This is a genomic window from Shewanella sp. MEBiC00475, from assembly GCF_005234075.1.
Classification (GTDB): Bacteria; Pseudomonadota; Gammaproteobacteria; order Enterobacterales; family Shewanellaceae; genus Shewanella; species Shewanella polaris.
Window position 1 is genome coordinate 2,099,375 of the sequence record NZ_CP039928.1, and the last position, 19,535, is coordinate 2,118,909.

The following is a 19,535-nucleotide window of genomic DNA, read 5'->3' on the forward strand; positions in this document are numbered from 1 at the left end:
GGTTAATAGCAGCAAAATTGATGCCAACTAAAAAGTAAAACTAACTTTGAACTAGATCCCGAAACACCTATTAAGAATAGGACAATATGTCCATAGTGCAATACTAGGTGGGACATATATACACGTCAAAAACGCTGAGTTTAACAAGACTTGCGTCAGATCACGCTTAGGTAAGTAGTTTACAATTTAGGGAATAATAATTGCTATGCTATTTAAGTGATCAAGTAACTCAACACACCTATTATTACCATCAATAAATACCTATTAGAGGCTAAGCTGTTTATGACTCAATCTGTTTCTGCAACCGCCAAGCAGCACAACGCGATAAAGTTTGTTAAAACCAATACTCAGGTACCACTTACCATTCCTGTCAAAGCCATAAACGAGCAAGGTCAGGTAGTTGATAAATTCGTTGCTTGTGAACGTCCCTTAACCTTGTATTTAAATTGGCGCCCTATCGTGACGTTAATGACATTAGGTGCAAAACCAGAGTCACTGACTCTTGGTTATTTAAAAAACCAAGGGTTTATTAGTGATTTAAGCCTATTAGAGTCCGTTATTGTAGATTGGGATGTCAGCTCCGCTGCGGTAATTACCAAAGAGGTATCAGAGGATATTGAACAACAACTATCTGAAAAAACTGTCACATCCGGTTGTGGTCAGGGTACGGTTTACGGAGGTTTTTTACTCGGATTAGATGATATTGATTTACCAACACCATCACTTAAGCAATCAACCATCTATGCCTTGCTCAGTAACATAAGCGATTACAACGAAACCTACAAAAATGCAGGAGCTGTCCATGGTTGCGGCATATGCCAAGACGAAAACATTTTAGCTTTTGTTGAAGATGTAGGCCGTCACAATGCAGTAGATACCTTAGCAGGTGATATGTGGTTAGATCAACAATCGGGACATGATAAGATTTTCTACACCACGGGTAGACTTACATCAGAAATGGTCATTAAAGTCGCCAAGATGGGAATACCCGTACTGCTGTCGCGCAGTGGTGTAACCCAAATGGGTTTGGACTTAGCTCAGAAAATGGGAATAACGATAATCGCTCGTGCTAAAGGTCGACATTTTTTGATATACCACGGTAGTGAAACCGTCACTTTTGATGTAAAAAAAGATTAACTCCGCAATGTGGCCCACTTTTGACGCAATGTTGGGGTTAAAAAACTCCAAGCTAAAATGCGGGTCACTTTATTTCCTTGAGTCATCTCAATGGTTTTCACCTCAACTGCGTTCACCTGTTTAAGTAATTGATAACAAGGTTTGAGGTTTTCTGACTTTGATATTAATGAGGTGAACCATAACACTTGGTTTGCATACTCATGGCTTTGCGTGATCATGTTAGCCAAAAATTGTTGCTCGCCACCTTCACACCATAACTCCGCTTTTTGACCACCAAAATTAAGTGTCGGTTGAGTATTACCTGCTATCAACTTTTTCGATTGTTGACCATGTTTTTGTTGCTGACTTTTAGCTAAGTTATTGGTTTTTCGCAATGAGCCCATAGATGCTTCAGCGAGTGAGCGATGAAATGGTGGATTACACAAAGTGACATCAAATCGTTCATCTGGCGCAATGATCCCCTTAAAAATATGTTCTGGTTGATACTGTAGTCTTAGCTGCAATTTAGTCGCAATATTAGGATTGTTCTGCGCAATTTTGGCTACATTATTTATCGATATAGAGTCAATATCTGACGCAACAAACTGCCAACCGTAGGTTTGGATACCCAACAACGGATAAATACCATTGGCACCAGTACCAATATCTAATCCACGAATTCTTGTCCCTTTAATCACTTTGCCTTTAACAGCCAACAAATCAGCAATGTAATGTATATAGTCTACTCGCCCGGGCACTGGTGGGCATAGGTACCCCTCAGGAATATCCCAATCACTAATATGATACTCACTCAACAATAATGCCGTATTGAGGCTTTTTACTGCTTTAGGATCAGCAAAATCAATCGATGGATTACCATAAGGGTTTGGCCGTACAAAAGTCGCGAGTACTGGCATTGCTCTGATGAGGGCAGCAAAGTCATACCCTTGTTGATGAGCATTACGTGGATGTAATGCTTTTGATAGCACAGGTTTTACAGCTGCCGATTTATTTGGCAAGCGCTTAGTGACGTTATGCTTTGCTCGCACTGGCGTGGTGGTTGAACGGGTCATTAATCGTATAAATACTTAGTAAATAATAAGTTAACCACAACCGAACGTCCTACTTCTTTTTCCATAAGAAGATTAAGCGTTTTATAACATTCACGGCGAATTTCTTCTCGCCCAGATAACGATTTCACTTTATCCTCAGATTGATTACCTAATATTTCAACTATCGCCGAACGTAATAAAGGATCATGATGTTCTAAGATAACCAAATCATCGGGATTTTTTACCATCAATTCAATACTGATCTTAACAAAACCTAACTTTTTGCGGTTTGAAATATAATTAGTGACAATGTCTGGCTCAAACCCATAGTATGCGTAATCCTCGGTCACTTGTTTTTCTGCAACTTTTTCATCTGAAACTTGCTTCTCTTCAACTTTCTCATCTGCTGCATAAACACTAAATGCGAAACAGCACAACATAACTAACGTTGAAACCAATTTTTTCATAGTGAGATAAACTCCGTTAATGTGGAACGTTAATTAAATAAGCCATGTAGTTCACCCCCTTAGGAGTGTTTGATCATCTTTGCCATGATAGACTATTGCCGTTGAGATATATTGTAACGAGTTTTAGATGAACGTGACCAGTATTAGCTTTCCTTATGGTGAATCAATTCATTGGTTTTCGCCACAAAAAATCGATTCTTTGCCCCATAGTCCGCTTAAAGAATGGTTATTAGCCACAGGAAGTTTAACCCAGCGCCTCAAGACACACTGTAAACACTTTGAAGTAAAAGTGTTAGGTGAGCATTTACTTGCGCCTCTAGCGGATGAATTTCCTACCCAGACTGATCCTGTTTGGATCCGCGAAGTATTATTGTGCCTTGACGGTATTCCGTGGGTATTTGCCCGTACACTCATCCCACAAACAATTTTAGGAGTTCAATCCCAGCATAACGATTTTACCGGCCTTGGCACTCGACCTTTGGGTGAATTGTTATTTAGCAGCCCAGATATAACTCCTGGTAACATTGAAGTAGCCCAATTTGAAACCTGTGGCCGTTTGGCGGCATTAGCCAACAGCTTAAATCAGCAAGTGAATCATAGCTTATGGGGCCGGAGACGCTACTTCAATGTATACAACTCACAGCTTATTGTTAGTGAAATATTTCTACCTGCAGCTGTCGAGTATATTAATAAAAGTGCCTAATCTAATGTATTAAGTTAATCCAATCTCGTTAATAAAATCTTGTTTACCTAAAACAAAAAAAACGCCCTTTAATGGGCGTTTTGTTATTACATCCGTGGTATTAAATCCGTTTGCGGTAATAGCCGAGTAAACCAAGCATCAGCACACTTAACCAGCCTATACTTCCTCCGCTACTATCGTCATTAGTTTCAGTTGAGGTTTCAGTAGACGTTGGTGTTGTCGCAATAACTACACTTACGCTTTCTGTCGCTGTCACCGTATTACCCGCACCATCGGTGACTAATACACTGACGTTATAGTCACCTGATGCGGAATATGTATAGCTTGGTGCAGCATCTGTACTGGTTGCATTAGCTTCCCCAAACGACCATGCGTAAGTGTAATTACTGCCACCACTGACAACCACACTAAAGTTCACATCAGCACCAGTAACTTGAGCCGTAATGTCAGCATCAAGAGTCACGGTTGGTAATATGCTACTGTCAGCCAAGGCAAATTCAACCGTCGCGGTACTACTGTTGCTGGCTTGCTCCGTCACCTGCATGGTAAAACCTAGTTCAGGCAATATCATACCTGCCTGTGGTTTTAATGGCGCACTGTAGTCAGTACTATCATCAAATAGAGACTCCGCCCCCAAATAACTGTCACCGAAATAAGCACTTTGAGGGTATAAACTAAATGCAGCATCGCGAATTTGAATATCGGTTGACTGAGTACCAATCAAATTTTGGTCAGCATCAATTACACCAATCAAACCTTCACCTTCATGTTCTGACACATTGTTATCGGTATAATTAAGGTTTTCTAACCACAGTAATACTCCAGGTTCGTAATTATCAGAAACCAGCCCCGCATCTACACCTTGATGACTGCGTAATTGCACAATATAGCGTCTTGCTTTACCAGGAAAGCTATCTTGAATGCGGCTAAAACCAGCCAAGGTAGCCATTCCGTCAGTTTCGGCTCCATCGCTATAAAATACAGTGTCTTGGTTGGTTAATTGAATATTATCGATCGCCATGCCGTAATCACCAACGGCTTCATCAGTTTTGTATACCACACTGATCTGCACATCACGTCCCGCATAACTACTCAAATCGAAGCTCATCCCAACCCAATCATCATCACCATATGAGGTACGAATATCACTCGACTTACCGCTAATAAAGTTTTTAACGGTTGGATAAATAGAGTTGGTTGTAATTGTGTGATCGCCAGGTATCGCCACACTGTCCACCATGACTTGGATATAGTCATAATCGTCTTCAATATCCCAGTGAGCTTGGAAAGATAATGCTAACGGCGTATCTAATGGCAATGTCACATCAAATGACATGGCATTATTGATCAAATCGCCTTGACCTGAGTAATACTGATATTGACCCGTTAATGGTGCTGTAAATGTAATATCCGCGGCGGGAAGCGCTATTGATAACTGATTAACGGCATTAGCGTTAATGGCATGATTAAGCGCTACAGCCGTACCGTTACTGGTTAAATCAGCCAATGAAACATTTTGCTCATTGACCCACTTACCTTTGTACTTTTGTTGTAAAAAAGATTTTGCATAAGGGCTAAAGCCACTTGGCTGGGAGCCTGCTGGACTGCCACTCCAGCTACCGCCTGACATCAAAGACCAAGAGCCTACAGGTGAACCATCACCACTGTAAGTGGTGTCATATTCATCTGGTAGACCCAAATCATGACCGAACTCGTGAGTACATACGCCAACCGCAGAATCGATAGGTTGAACGGTATAACCAAATATTTTAATACCGTGGCCAGGAATTTCATAGCCATTGGTAGTTGAATCTACATAGTAACGATGCGACCAAATGGCGTCCGTACCTAATACTCCGCCACCAACTTCTTCCCCTATACTAGAATGAAACAACATAACATGGTCAATAATGCCGTCTGCCTCATCGTAATTACCATCATTGTCTAAATCGTACGGGTCTTCAACATCAAAGCTTTCTAGCTCAGCGTCTGTCATACTTGCAACCGCTTTGGTAACCGCTTCTTTAACTAGTTCAGGTACTGCTTGGTCATTGTCGTCAGCATCATTAGCACCATAATAATCTGCATTTTTGTCTGCAGTAACCCAATCTTGTACATCACCAGTGAAAAAGAAACTACTACCCGATACAGCTTGGTAATATTGATAAGCTGATTGTAAGGTTTGATTGCTTGGGCCTGTATACCCAGTTTCTGAAAATAGCATCTGCTGATAATGCGACGCAGGATAGCTGCTGTAATACATTTCAGTATCACGCACCTCTAGTTGGTTGGCATCATGAGGTAAATCAGGAAAGTCCACTAGTACAGCCAAAACCTTGACCGTTTTAGTGATATCTTGATCGGCTAGAACGTTATTATTTGCAGAAACATATTGAGCACTTGCAGTGCTTTTTTGCTCAACTTGTTTAATGCGCATTTGTTCCGCTTTGACTTCGATCGTTGCGGGTTTATAGCTTGCATGATTACCTCGACGGATAAAGGCATCTACAGCGGCTTGTTTAACCACATCTGTGGCGTCTGCAGCAACTTCACCACGTTTGATCAACCAATATAGCACTTGTTCTTGATTGATCAGCGCGCCATCAGCAGGAGTGCCCGTTTGTGGAGCTGCAAATGCAGCCATACTACAAGAGGTAAGCAACAAAGCTGATGCGGCAAAACCTTGAAATTTAGTCGATTTACTCATTACTACTTACCTATATTGGGTGTTGGCTTATGGCATTTTTCAAATGCTTTTTGGCGTTTAGCGATGTAATCAGCAACAATTTTATCAATTTGTGCTTGATCCATATCCGCGGTGATTAGCCCTTGCGCCCGCAAATTTTCAGTTAATTTAGTCCGATCTCGTAAAGGCGGCATCCCACTAGGACCACAATCTTTAAGTAACGGCTTGGTTACCACTTCGGTGTCTGTTTGCTCGTCGACCTTCGATGCCGCGGACTGATTTTGGCAACCTTGTAAGCTCATAAAAGCAAGTCCCAACATGACGATAAGATTTTTCATAATTCATCCCAATAAATAACTACACAACATTAACAGCTGTAACCACTAGGCTACAATTAAATTAGACATTATTTAATGTAAATAAATCTGCTCAATTAACATTTAATTAAACATTTATTAAGCTAGCTTGAAAAACCGACTCTGCTGAACCGGTTTTTAACCTACATTAGGACAAATCACATGTTCAATCAGTTAATATTCAAGGTTGAAGTCACTTCGTATAATCCTTGTTTAATAGAATTGGTTTAGATCGCAGCAGCTGTTTTAAGATAATTTGAAATGCCATCAAGTAACATTTGCACCGCTATCATCACCAATACCATGCCCATTAACCGCTCTACCGCTATTAAGCCTTTTTCACCGAGTATCCGAGTAAACAACTTATAGAACATTAAAATAACAGCACTCATAGCCCAAGCAGAGACTAATGCGATAGTCCAATCCCCCATACGATCACTATCGGTATGCGCCAATAATATCAACGCAGCTAAAATAGACGGACCCGCCATCAATGGGATTGCCATTGGGACAATAAAAGGCTCTTCACCCGCAGCTAATCCCGCGACACCACCTGGTGAAGGAAAAATCATCTTAATCGCAATTAAGAACAGAATAATGCCACCCGCAATACTGACCGACTCAGAGCGTAAGTTTAGGAAATTAAGAATTGCTTCGCCGGCAAATAAGAAGGACAACATAATAACCAATGCAAATAGGAGTTCACGGATTAATACTTGGCGACGCTTTTTGGGATCGATATGGCGTAAAATGGAAGCAAATATAGGGAGATTACCCAATGGGTCCATAATCAAGAACAACATGACGGCTACAGAAAAAATATCCATGAACAACAATCTTTTAATTAACAAAATATGAGTTACATTGTATACCAAAGGTAACAAAATAAGCGATATGAAGGCTAACTTATTCATAGCTATAGAAGCACAATACTAAATAATTATGAACAAGTTCGCTTCATTAAGGATCGATAAAACAATTGCCTCGTCGATAATCTCAAAAATCTGAACCCCGTTTCAATGTCTACGTTATATTTACCACCTAATGCTATGTAAATTATGCAGCTTGAGATGTTCTCACGCTACAATGTTGAATAAAAATTGTTATACTACGTTGTTTTTTCCGATTTATTTTCTGGATAATATGCTCTATCTAATCTCTAGCTGTATTGCATTACTGTTTGGGCCAACTTTTTACCGCTTCTTTTCATCAGGTAGCGGGTTGCAAAAAGGCTTGGATGGATTTATTTTCGTCTCTCTTGGCGGATTGGTGCTCATTCATATTTTGCCAGAACTACTGGAACATGGCGGATTTATAACGCTATTGTTTGTCATGCTTGGCGTTTGGGGTCCAACAGCCAGCGAAAAGCTATTTCATCAATATTCAGATATCACCCACAACATTACGCTCATATTAGGCACTGGCGGTCTGTTACTGCACACTATTACAGATGGTGGAGCAATGGTATTGGCTCAACAAGATGGTAATTCTACACTCCTTGCCTTAGGTGTGATTATGCATCGTTTACCAGTTGGTGTTGCTATTTGGTGGTTACTCAAACCTCAAATTGGTACCCGATGGACCAGTGCTGTACTCGCTGCAATGATGATATTAACGAGCATAGGTTACTTTGCTGGCGAACATTTACTGGCTCAGTTAAGCCTTGAAAACACCGTTTATTTACAAGCCTTCGTAACGGGTTCTATTTTGCATGTAGTACTACATCAGCCTCATGTTCATCCCCAAGAAGATAAGCAAGGTAAATATCAATACCAAGCAGGGATTGGCAGCCTATTAGGCTTAGGATTATTGGCACTGCTATTATTAATGGAAACTGGCGGTCACGAACATGCTCATCCAGAACATGGTTCTGAACAATTCGTCAGCTGGTTATTAACCATTTCCCCCATCTTATTAGGTAGCTATTTTATTGCTACCGCTAGGTTTGCATTCGGGCTTAGACCTGCTAATGCTTCCTTGGGACTGCGTTGGCTACAACGTTTAGCGGGTCCAGAAGCATTGTTAATCACCTTATTACTGCTAGGGCCTTGGTTTGCGCTTTATCAAATAATCGGCTTATTAGCCATAGGGTTATTAATGACATTGACTCAAGTCAATCTGACTGATCCCCAACCAACGGTATCTGAATCACCATGGCGTTTTGGCTTTAACCAATTAATCGACCGTAGTGCGCCGTGGATTATTCTTAGCTTAGTATTAGCAAACCTTATAGGTCATCCATCCGTTCCATTAGAAAATCCGGCATTACAGGTATTTATCTTATTATTAGTATTTTTGCCAATGCGTTTTTGTAATCTAGGCACTGTAATTTTAGCCCTTGCTTTGGCTTATAGTGGTTGGAGTCAGATAGCTGTGGCCTTTACCTTATTAGCCGCTCCAGTACTTAATATTGGCCAATTGAAATTAATGAATTGGAAACAAGGGCTCATGTTAGGCGGTATTTTATTCGTAGGCTTAATGGTGGCAGATCAATTAACACTGGTCTCATCATTGACATTGCAACTGCCCGAATCGGTCAATATCGTTGGCTTAGTGGCGATAACCTTATTATTTGGAGCCAGTTTATTGCGTCTTGGACCTAGGAAGTTTTTAAGCCGTTTAATGGTCAACTTAAAATCAACGCAGCATACTCATGATCACACCCAAGATTCAGAGACAAAGACTTCACATCACCACGATTCTGCACATAAACATCATCACTAATTGGTGAGCTATTGATTTGTGATGCTGGTTGGTTAAGTCGCTATATTGAAGGGGAAAGAACAATGTGTATTTTATTTATTGCCGTTGAGGCACACCCAGATTACCCCTTAATCGTTTGTGCTAACCGCGATGAATTTCACCATAGAGCAACAGCCCCAGCTTATCGTTGGACAACAACTCCGCCTATTTATGCCGGACAAGACAAACAAGCAGGCGGCACTTGGTTAGGCATGAATGAACAAGGCCAGTTTGCAGGACTAACTAACATCCGGGTAACTGAACAGCAAGAGGGTGTGCGCAGTCGTGGCGAATTAGTCGTCGATGCACTCACTAAACACCAGACCAATAGCCAATGGTTAATTGAACACTCGGTAAATTACAATCCATTTAATTTGGTCTTTGAACAACACAATCAATTGTTTTGCTTTAACAGTAAAACATCAACGACTACCCAGCTTAAGCCTGGTTTTCATGCCGTAAGCAATGGCGCCTTAGATGATATATGGCCTAAAATGGCTAAAGGCCAGCAACAGCTGCAAAACTATATCAAACAAATGCAATCACCTTGCATAGACCGACTACTTGATATCATGCGTGATACCTCTCAGCCAAAAGATCAAGATTTACCCCAAACAGGCATTAGCCTTGAATGGGAACGACGTCTATCCTCTATTTTTATTCAACATGAAGAATACGGCACCCGCTCAACCAGCATAGTATTGAAGCATCGAAGTGGTAAGGTGCAATTTACTGAAGTGAGATACGATGGCAAGGCACGTAATTTAGGTATGCAACAATTTACGATTAATTAATTCATTCGCTTTGACAGTGTGACTTACTGAAGACTTTCATACAACATATAGCAAACTGTGACTTACACCTCATTCCCAGTAATATCTCATATAAGACACAGCTAAAGTGTATTTATTCCTGTAGGCAACATTCATTTTTACAACCTAGATCAAGGTTATTTGGTTATGAACATAGCATAATTCGGTTGTTGCTAATTTACCCCCTGGAGGACACGCCTTGAAGCAGCCCACTCAGATTAGTTGGGATCAGTCGATGATCGAAAAATACAATTACAGCGGTCCCCGTTATACTTCTTACCCGACTGCATTAGAATTTGACGATGCTTTTACTGAACAAGATTTACTGACATCAATTAAAAATAGTAAATCCGATAAACTATCGTTATATGTACATATCCCTTTTTGCGCCAAGCTTTGCTACTACTGTGGCTGTAATAAAATAATTACTCGCCACTCACATAAAGCTGATCAATATATTGAGTATCTGGCCACTGAAATTATTAAACGAGCCCCATTATTCAAAAATTACACCGTAACCCAAATGCATTGGGGCGGAGGAACACCCACTTTTTTAAGTCCAGAACAAATTCTTAAATTAACCACTCTGATTAAAGAGCATTTTAATTTTGCCGAGGTGGGTGAATACTCAATTGAAGTTGACCCTCGAGAAATCGAGTTAAGTATGTTGGACACCTTAAAAGAAGCTGGGTTTAACCGAGTATCTATAGGTGTTCAAGACTTCAATAAAGAAGTACAAATTGCCGTTAATCGAGAACAAGACGAACAGTTTATTTTCGACTTAATTGCTCGAGCAAAAGAGCTAGGTTTCGTGTCGACTAACGTTGATTTAATTTACGGTTTACCACTACAGACGCCAGAAACCTTCGCTAAAACGATTGCGCGCATTATTGAACTGTCGCCAGATCGCTTGTCTGTATTTAACTATGCACATTTACCATCACGTTTTGCTGCACAGCGTAAAATTAAAGAACATGATATGCCTGCTCCACAACAGAAATTAGATATGCTGCGCCAAACGATTGAATCGTTAACAGGTGCGGGCTATCAATTTATTGGTATGGACCACTTTGCTAAACCTAATGACGAATTAGCCAAGTTACAAAATGCCGGTAAACTACACCGAAATTTCCAAGGTTATACGACTCAAGAAGAGTGTGATTTACTGGGGTTAGGGGTATCTTCAATCAGCCAAATTGGCGATTGTTATGCTCAAAATCAAAAAGATATTCGTCCTTACTATGAGTCTATTGATGCCGATGGACATGCACTATGGAAAGGTTGTAGCTTAAATCAAGATGATGAAATTCGTCGTGCGGTAATTAAACAGATTATCTGCCATTTTGATTTAGACATGAACAAAATAGAGCAGAAGTTTGCGATTAACTTTGATGAATATTTTGTTGAAGATCTCAAACTGTTACAGACATTCATTAATGATAAATTAGTTGATATCACCGATCGCAAGCTAACCGTTAGCACGACCGGTCGTCTACTAATTCGTAATATCTGTATGTGCTTTGATGTCTATTATCGTCAAAAAGCCCGTCAGCAACAGTTTTCAAGAGTGATCTAGTCCACTAGTTATTGAGCACTACATAAAAAAATAGCCAGCATTTGCTGGCTATCTTTTTAACTAAGACATGCTATTTACTGAGCTTTTTAGCATATAGGCTCTTACGGTCACTGTCTGACATAAAGGCCATTTCAACACCATTACGTTGTAATGTTGCCAATTGAACATCGCTAAAACCCATTTCGTTTTTCACTACTCTATATTCATGGGCGATATCAATCGCACTCACACCTGGATCATCAGTATTTAAGCCAATTAATACACCAGCATCCATAAATTTACGCAGAGGATGCACTGTATAATCTTTAACTGTTGAGGTGTGTAAATTACTGGTTGGGCATGACTCAATACCAATTCGATGTTGAGCAAGGTATTCCATTAACTTAGGATCATGAATAGCATTAACACCATGACCTATTCGCGTTGCACCTAATACGTTGATGGCTTGCCACATGCTTTCGGCACCAGCAGCTTCACCGGCATGAGCGGTGACTTGTAGCCCAGCATCTCGAACACGTTTAAAATGTTCGGAAAACAAATCGCCAGGAAACCCAAGTTCATCACCAGCTAAGTCCATCGCGACGATACAATCACGATGAGCCAAAATACCTTCAAGTTCTAAACGACATTTTTCTTGCCCAAATGATCGCGACATAATACCAATAAGATTAATCTTAATATCATACTCTTTCACTCCAGCACGGACACCGTCAATAACAGCTTCAACAACACCTTCAATGGGTAAATTATGATTCATCGCCATATAATAAGGACTAAAGCGTAATTCAGCGTAATCTAATCCTTGTGCTGCAGCATCGATAACATTTTCATAAGCTACACGCTTCACTGCGTCAAGATCGGCTAATACAGCAACCATCCAATCCAGTTTCTTTAAAAAATCCACTAGGCTATTTTCTTTACCTTGGATCTGCACAAATGGCGCAAGCTCTTCTAAAGAATTAGCAGGTAATTTAATGCCATGTTGATGGCCTAATTCCCAAATAGTTTTTACATTAACATTACCGTCTAAATGCCGATGTAAATCAACCAGCGGAATAGTTGGATCTATCATAATTAACCCCTATAAACTTACCCTGCCATTTGTATGGTTTTGTTGGTCAGAGAATAAATGTCAGTTTAACATGTATTTAAATAAATTTTGATGACCTATATTTTTATGGGATCTAACACACTAAAAACACATGCTAATTTGTGATGTGTTTTTTGTACTTAAATCGGGCATACTCTAATGCTGACAAAACAGATAAAGTTATAAAGGACTATCGATGCGCTTGCTGATCCTACCTACACTGATAATGTTAAGTTTACCTGCTTGTAATAGTCATATAAGTACAACTCAGATTGATAGGCCAATCACACGTCAACAAACGCAAATAGACAGTAATTTACAAGCTATTATAGACCAAAGCTGGGCTGTCAATTTAGCTTACTCACCAGAGCTAGCGGCCAGTTTAGGCGATACCTCAGCGGCAGGGAAACTTGATGATTTATCAGTTGAAACTTTAGCGCAAAAAAATAAACAGACTCTTGCTATCCTTAATAAGCTCAAACGGCTTGACCGAAAGTACTTGTCAAAATCCGATGTCATCAATGCCAAAATACTGCAAGATCAGCTGCAAAATAAAGTTGATATGTATCGTTTTCATGATCACTATTTACCTATAACGGCAGAAAGTGGTTTTCATGCCTACATAGCTTCTATTGCCAAAGGCCGTTTTAATAGTGTTGAAGATTATCAACAATATTTAGCTAAGCTAGAGCAATTACCACGTTATTTTTCCCAACAAACTTATTGGCTCAAACAAGGTTTAGCCAATGGGATAACGCCAGCAAAAATCACTTTAAGAGGTTTTGAAGACAGTATTAGTGCTTTTATTGTCCCGATAGAAGACAGCGGCTACTTTACTCCATTTACCCACTATCCAGATTATTTTACTGCAGCAGAAAAAAAAGCATTAACCCAACAAGGTCGATCTACAATAGAGCAAACCGTATTACCTCTGTATCTACAGTTTTATGATTTCATGACTCAAGAATACATCCCAAACGCACGTATCCAGATTGCAGCATCATCTTTACCCAATGGCTCTGAGTTTTATCAAAACAGAGTGGAATATTACACCACACTGCCAATGACAGCTGAAGAAGTCCATCAACTAGGTTTACAAGAAGTTGCTCGTATAAAAACTGAGATGGAACAAGTTATTAAAGAAGTTAATTTTAAAGGTAGTTTTGCCGATTTTTTAAGTTTTTTACGCACTGACCCGCAGTTCTATCCCAAAACAGCCGATGAATTACTAAAAGAAGCAGCATTTATTGCAAAAAAAGCCGATGCAATCTTGCCTAAGTATTTCGGAAAATTACCACGAACACCTTATGGCATTGCGCCTGTTCCAGCAGAAATAGCACCTAAATATACTACTGGACGCTATTCAGGTTCAAACCGCGACGATGAACCCGGCTATTATTGGGTTAATACCTATGCTTTGGACAAACGACCGCTCTACGAACTTGAAGCACTGACCTTGCATGAAGCCGTTCCTGGGCATCATTTACAAATATCACTTAATAAAGAACTTACAAACTTACCCAATTTTCGACGTTACAGTTATATATCTGCATTTGGTGAAGGTTGGGGTTTATATTCTGAATATTTAGGTTTGGAAGCTGGATTTTATAAAGACCCATATAGTAACTTTGGTCGATTAACTTATGAAATGTGGCGTGCGGCACGCTTAGTCGTCGACACTGGAATGCATGCTAAAGGTTGGAGTCGCCAACAAGCAATCGACTTTATGGCCAATAATACGGCACTTTCAATGCACAACGTCACAACTGAAATAGACCGTTATATTTCATGGCCAGGCCAAGCGCTATCATACAAAATTGGTGAATTAACCATAAAACGCTTACGCGCTAAAGCAGAAACGTCGCTTGGAAAAGATTTCGATATAAGACAATTCCATGATGCTATTTTAGAAAATGGATCAATTCCGATGTCAGTACTAGAGCAAATGGTTGATGAGTTTATTATTCTTCAGCAAAAAATGATAAAAGACGAGAGTAACGTATAGTAGTTCGATTCATACTTAAGCATAAATAATTTTAAGATTTTAACTATTTGGCATACAAGAATGCATTTCATGAAATTTTCATCAGAATTAAAGCTTGATACTATTGAACAGCAATGTTTTTGGCAACAAGTACAGCAATCGAGTTTTTGTGCCTATGACGGTATCAATATTGCCTATGCGATGATCCAACATCCAAATAATCAACGCGCCATAGTGATTAGTAATGGCAGGGTAGAATCCTATATCAAGTATCAAGAATTGATGTTTGATTTATACCAACAAGGATTTAGTGTTTACGCTTTAGATCACCGAGGTCAGGGCTTATCCGACAGGCTAACGCATAACCCACATCAGGGTTATATTGATAAGTTTACTGATTACACTGCAGATTTTACTCAATTTATTAATCAAATAGTATTTCAACAGCAACATGATGAGTTATGTCTAATTGCCCACTCTATGGGCTGTGCCATCGCCAGTGATTATCTTAATCAATACCCTCACACATTTACTGCTGCGGTTTTTTCTGCCCCAATGTTTGGTATAAAACTGCCTATCGCACAATCAGTGATACGTTGGTTAGCTCAAAAATTAGATCATAATCGTCTTGAAGCAGGTAAAATTCACAGCAGGTTTGTGTTAGGTGGAACGCAATATAAACCAGATAGCTTTAGGAGCAATCGGCTCACTCACAGTCAACAGCGTTACCTACATTATCGAGACTTATTCGACAGAACACCTGCGGTGCAATTAGGATCTCCGACCAATCATTGGTTACTTGAAGCAATGTCTGCTGCTGAGAAAAGTATCAACTATGCTAAATACAGTGAAACGCCGATACTCATCTTACAAGCTGAAAAAGACAGTATCGTTTCTAATGAGGCACAAAACCAAGCATTGAGTATCAATTGCCATAAAGTGGTCATTGAAGGAGCATCTCACGAAGTGTTTATCGAAAGTGATACGATGCGTAATCTAGCACTGTCTTACACCATTGATTTTATCGCACAACACTCAACGATAACTGCGTTTTAATTAATTGTATAATATCGTCTTGATTTAATGGTCGGCTAATAATATAACCTTGGAACCAAGTACACTTAGCATGAGTCAGTAAATTGAGCTGTTGTTTATTTTCAACTTGTTTCGCGACGACAGGAAAATTTAAGTTAGTAGCAAACTCAACAACGGCCGTCGCAATATTAAAGATTTCCGGATTAAACTCAATATCTTCCAGATAGACAGCGGCTAACTTCACCTGCGAAAAGCCAACACCTTGTAATAGATGTACGGCACAAGACCCACCACCAAAATTATCCATCGCGATATTGACCCCATATCGTTGTAATTCAGCAATTTTGCTTCTTGCTACCTTAGCGTTCACAACAAATACATCTTCAGCTAATTCAAATTGAAATAATTTAGGTGATATTTGTGCTTTATTAATTCGATTAATAATTACATTTGCATAATGTTCTTGGTGAAAATGGCGCGAAGATACATTTAATGACATCAGTGGGACTATTTCATTTTGTTGCTGAAGTTGTTTAATCAAATCACAAACCTGATCCAGTGCCCAAAGTTCTAATTCAAAAATACAGTCAGACAGTTCCGCGGCTGCAATAAACTTGCGAGGACTAATATACCCATGTTGCGGATGATACCAACGCATTAATACTTCTACGCTGTTTAGTTGTCCAGCCTGATCAACAACGGGTTGATACATCAATGACATCTGGCGGTTATCAATAGCTAGTTTTAACTCATTTTGTAACTTAAATGGTTGAATTTGATCCTTATCTAATTCGGCTTGGTAAGTGGCGCAACCATTAGATCGGCTATCTTTAGCCTGCTCTAAAGCACTATCAACACGAGCTAACAATATTTGAGGTTCTAATGACTCTATGCCATCAAAAATCACTAGGCCAATTCTCGCTGATATTGACAAGTGTTGATCTGAAATAGTAAAACTACGACCAATTAATTGCCTCACTTCACTCGCCAATGCTAACGCTCGTTTATTGGCTTGATCAATATCATGACCAAAGTTCTTTGCTAAGATTACAAATTCATCAGCACCCAACCTAGCGACAAGACCGGCACTCGAGAATGTCCCAGAAAGTCTGGCAGCGATTTGCATTAGCAGCCGATCACCTAATTGACGACCCAAGGCATCATTAATTAACTTCAAGTTATCTAAATTAATCATTAACAGTGCTGAAAACTGGCCTGTCTTACGGCTAAATACTTGTAAGTCATATAGCTCATCAGCAAGGACTTCGCGGTTAATTAAATCTGTAAGCCCGTTATTATTTTGTTTTTCATTTGTTATATGTTGATTTTTAACATCGCCAGAAACGTCTGTTATTGTCCCAATAATCCGTAATGGTTGACCAGACTCATCCCACTCAACTATTTTGCCACGATCTAAGATCCAAATATAACGCCCATCTTTATGCCGCAAACGGTGAACGCTTTCATAATATTCATGTTGATTATTAATGTAATTTTGTAAAGTATTTAAAACTTGCGCCTTATCATCACGATGTAAACGTGATTCCCACACAGAATAATCATTATCGAGCTCATAGGGTTTATAGCCTAATATGTCTTTCCAGCGGTCAGAAACAAACACATCTCCAGTAGCAATACACCAATCCCAAATACCATTACGAGCACCTTCAACAGCAAAAAGCCACCGTTGTTCAGCATCATTTAGACGTTTTTTGCTTCGACATAAACGCCCGTTTACCTGATTAAGATAATCACGTAGGTTAATCAATTCGGTGGAAGAGCATATAATATCGGTATTAAAATCTGGTGAGTCTATATTTTTTGCAGCTAAGCTTAATTGTGTTATTGGCCTAATAAGCAAGTAATGCAACATGACACAAAATAGCGACAATAATAAAGCACCAATCCCCCATACTTCCATGAAACGCTTTAAGAGACTGTCAACGGCTTCAGCTAAGGTATTTGCAATGTCATACTCTAAATAAATAAGCTCAACTGAGTTAGAGTAACTATAATTTGAATTTGAGTTTGAATTTAGTGGATAATAAACTTGGATGGATAAACGGTCGAAGTTTACTTTTAGATAGAGTTTATTACTGGTAATGACACTTCTATGCAAACTGGCAGAATAGCCTTCCAACACATTCGTCGCATTACTTTCGCGCCAAATAATATGATTCGCGAAGCGAATTTTACTTTCGGCATCAAGTATGACGTACACCATCATATTTTGGTCTGTTGAAACTAAAGCCACTTCCTGTTCAAGTCGTTCATAATCTTGAGTTAACATCGATGATTCAACTACATGACGCATTCTGAACAAGTCTTTCTGGATTTGTTCTGACTGTCTGGATGCAAGTTGTTCATTGATTTCTGCATGCTCATAGACATACTCCCCACATACCAAACCAAGGTAAAGGATAAAGATAGATACAGGTACGAGAATAGACAAAGAGAGTGTTGGCAAACGAGGCAAAATAAACCCACCAAATTAAATATACAAAGATATGCTAACTGTAATCTTATCAATAAGTAAAGGAATAGTTATGAAAGCTAATAGCATAAAGAACATCAAAATGTAGTATTTATGAATAGCGATAAAATAATCTAAGCATTTCAAAATGTGATAAGACTACTTTACCTTGTTTAGCTTAGGAGTGTAATTTTATTTACATATACTATATGGCTGATTCAAGCGTTGATCGCTATATTTACGTGATATAAATAGCACTAATAATTGTCCAATTTCACTTATCCCATACGCATAAAAGATAATTGTAGATGATTTCTCTTAAACATAATCAGACAATTAACCATATTTGGCAATTTTTAAAATGCTGCAATTCATCGATTGACTAAAACACTTCCTCTTAAGTATTACTTATTTATTGAGAGTAATGAAGTAATGGAGTAATGGTCAATAATTATATTTTGTTGATCTATCAAAGCGATTTCTAATGATAGCCCCCCCACAATTGTACTTAATAATTAACAGACATTGATAGTGTAAATAGTATGACTGGAATGATTATTTATAACTGATTTGTGGCGTCATTTGTTACCATTTTTATGTGTATTAGGTAACAAAGGTAATTGGTATTATTAACTAATTCAAATTTTGATAACCAAACACCCTCGCATGATTGCAGAAACTTTCAGTGAACGGCGCATATCAGATAAATATAAAACCTTGATGTACAAGGCAGACCACGATAATTTAGTCATAAATTTAAATCGCTATGATGGAAATAACTGACGTTCTATCCAACTGATTTGTTCCATGATGTGAAACAAATAATCTCGTCTATCTAATAGCAAGGCTTCGATTTGACTGGTGGATGCTAACCTACATCTGTCCAACATACGAGATGGGCCACTTTATGTACCATTTCGTTGTTGCATTGTGGAATAACCATTCTTTTAACAATGCACCTCAAACTGAAACCTGAGTGATTCTGATTGATTGAGCACATAATGAATGGAACTTGTATAACGGAAAATTAATAAGCTAAGCTGTTATCTTGTTTATTTCAGATACAAAAAAGCCTCGTCTAATGACGAGGCTTCGATGTAATTGGCGGAGCGGACGGGACTCGAACCCGCGACCCCCGGCGTGACAGGCCGGTATTCTAACCAACTGAACTACCGCTCCTTTAGCAAATTGCTTACGCACGATGCTAAATACTTTTTAAGTCGCTAACGTGTCATGGCTAGGAGACTCGCTTCATATTGAAGCTACTCTTTCGAGTTATTAGGCGCCTGGAAATGACCTACTCTCACATGGGGAGACCCCACACTACCATCGGCGATACTGTGTTTCACTTCTGAGTTCGGAATGGGATCAGGTGGTGCCACAGCTCTATGGTTTCCAGACAAATTTTGCTTATCTAACGCATTTTTCTTAATGCATTAAATA

At 39.2% G+C, this 19,535-nt stretch carries 14 protein-coding genes, 1 tRNA gene and 1 rRNA gene; 7 read left to right on the top strand and 9 right to left on the bottom strand.

Going from position 1 to position 19,535, the window contains the following annotated elements:
• Positions 1-282 precede the first annotated feature (282 nt).
• The gene (locus tag FCN25_RS09240; protein WP_137224014.1) at positions 283-1,137 is read left to right on the top strand and encodes a formate dehydrogenase accessory sulfurtransferase FdhD; all 855 of its coding nucleotides are present in this window, start codon (positions 283-285) and stop codon (positions 1,135-1,137) included.
• Here the strand turns inward: FCN25_RS09240 and rlmF are convergent.
• Both rlmF and FCN25_RS09250 read right to left on the bottom strand, forming a co-directional pair.
• Positions 1,134-2,189 (bottom strand): 23S rRNA (adenine(1618)-N(6))-methyltransferase RlmF, encoded by a 1,056-nt coding sequence (rlmF, locus tag FCN25_RS09245; protein WP_137224016.1) that lies wholly within the window; start codon positions 2,187-2,189, stop codon positions 1,134-1,136. The genes FCN25_RS09240 and rlmF overlap by 4 nt on opposite strands.
• Positions 2,189-2,635, bottom strand: a complete 447-nt coding sequence (locus FCN25_RS09250; protein WP_137224018.1) for a flagellar basal body-associated protein FliL — start codon at positions 2,633-2,635, stop codon at positions 2,189-2,191. Before FCN25_RS09250 ends, rlmF begins: the two co-directional genes overlap by 1 nt.
• Before the next feature lie 127 nt (positions 2,636-2,762).
• Here FCN25_RS09250 and FCN25_RS09255 point away from each other — a divergent pair, with 127 nt between their 5' ends.
• Positions 2,763-3,338, top strand: a complete 576-nt coding sequence (locus FCN25_RS09255; RefSeq protein ID WP_137224020.1) for a chorismate lyase — start codon at positions 2,763-2,765, stop codon at positions 3,336-3,338.
• Positions 3,339-3,438: 100 nt separating this feature from the next.
• Here the strand turns inward: FCN25_RS09255 and FCN25_RS09260 are convergent, their stop codons facing one another.
• The 3 genes from FCN25_RS09260 to FCN25_RS09270 all read right to left on the bottom strand — a co-directional run bounded on the left by FCN25_RS09260 (position 3,439) and on the right by FCN25_RS09270 (position 7,207).
• Positions 3,439-6,045: an immune inhibitor A domain-containing protein gene (locus tag FCN25_RS09260; RefSeq protein WP_137224022.1), complete on the bottom strand. Its 2,607-nt coding sequence runs from the start codon at positions 6,043-6,045 to the stop codon at positions 3,439-3,441.
• A 2-nt stretch (positions 6,046-6,047) separates the two neighbouring features.
• Complete coding sequence (locus tag FCN25_RS09265; RefSeq protein ID WP_137224024.1) at positions 6,048-6,362, bottom strand: hypothetical protein; 315 nt, start codon at positions 6,360-6,362, stop codon at positions 6,048-6,050.
• A 245-nt stretch (positions 6,363-6,607) separates the two neighbouring features.
• Positions 6,608-7,207, bottom strand: a complete 600-nt coding sequence (locus tag FCN25_RS09270) for a YhgN family NAAT transporter (RefSeq protein ID WP_137224026.1) — start codon at positions 7,205-7,207, stop codon at positions 6,608-6,610.
• A gap of 316 nt (positions 7,208-7,523) precedes the next feature.
• On the opposite strand from FCN25_RS09270, the gene FCN25_RS09275 reads away from it, so the two are divergent.
• The 3 genes from FCN25_RS09275 (at position 7,524) to hemN (ending at position 11,510) form a co-directional block, all read left to right on the top strand.
• Positions 7,524-9,104, top strand: a complete 1,581-nt coding sequence (locus FCN25_RS09275) for a metal transporter (RefSeq protein ID WP_137224028.1) — start codon at positions 7,524-7,526, stop codon at positions 9,102-9,104.
• A 62-nt stretch (positions 9,105-9,166) separates the two neighbouring features.
• Positions 9,167-9,916 (top strand): NRDE family protein, encoded by a 750-nt coding sequence (locus FCN25_RS09280; RefSeq protein WP_137224030.1) that lies wholly within the window; start codon positions 9,167-9,169, stop codon positions 9,914-9,916.
• Positions 9,917-10,133: 217 nt separating this feature from the next.
• Positions 10,134-11,510 carry an oxygen-independent coproporphyrinogen III oxidase gene (gene hemN / locus FCN25_RS09285; protein WP_137224032.1) on the top strand — a complete coding sequence of 459 codons (1,377 nt, stop codon included), beginning with the start codon at positions 10,134-10,136 and terminating at the stop codon, positions 11,508-11,510.
• 70 nt (positions 11,511-11,580) lie between these two features.
• Here hemN and add read toward each other — a convergent pair whose 3' ends face one another.
• Entirely contained in the window at positions 11,581-12,582 is a 1,002-nt protein-coding gene (add, locus tag FCN25_RS09290; RefSeq protein WP_137224034.1) for an adenosine deaminase, read from the bottom strand.
• A gap of 214 nt (positions 12,583-12,796) precedes the next feature.
• Between add and FCN25_RS09295 the strand changes: the two genes are divergently transcribed.
• Positions 12,797-14,605, top strand: coding sequence for a DUF885 family protein (locus FCN25_RS09295; protein WP_137224036.1), 1,809 nt, complete (start codon positions 12,797-12,799; stop codon positions 14,603-14,605).
• A 60-nt stretch (positions 14,606-14,665) separates the two neighbouring features.
• A complete protein-coding gene (locus FCN25_RS09300; RefSeq protein WP_137224038.1) occupies positions 14,666-15,640 on the top strand; it encodes an alpha/beta fold hydrolase in 975 nt (324 codons plus the stop codon).
• Here the strand turns inward: FCN25_RS09300 and FCN25_RS09305 are convergent.
• The 3 genes from FCN25_RS09305 to rrf all read right to left on the bottom strand — a co-directional run bounded on the left by FCN25_RS09305 (position 15,606) and on the right by rrf (position 19,492).
• Complete coding sequence (locus tag FCN25_RS09305) at positions 15,606-18,095, bottom strand: GGDEF and EAL domain-containing protein (protein WP_137224040.1); 2,490 nt, start codon at positions 18,093-18,095, stop codon at positions 15,606-15,608. The genes FCN25_RS09300 and FCN25_RS09305 overlap by 35 nt on opposite strands.
• Before the next feature lie 1,099 nt (positions 18,096-19,194).
• Positions 19,195-19,271 (bottom strand) — tRNA-Asp (locus tag FCN25_RS09310).
• A gap of 105 nt (positions 19,272-19,376) precedes the next feature.
• Positions 19,377-19,492 (bottom strand): 5S ribosomal RNA (rrf, locus tag FCN25_RS09315).
• Between the last annotated feature and the right edge of the window lie 43 nt (positions 19,493-19,535).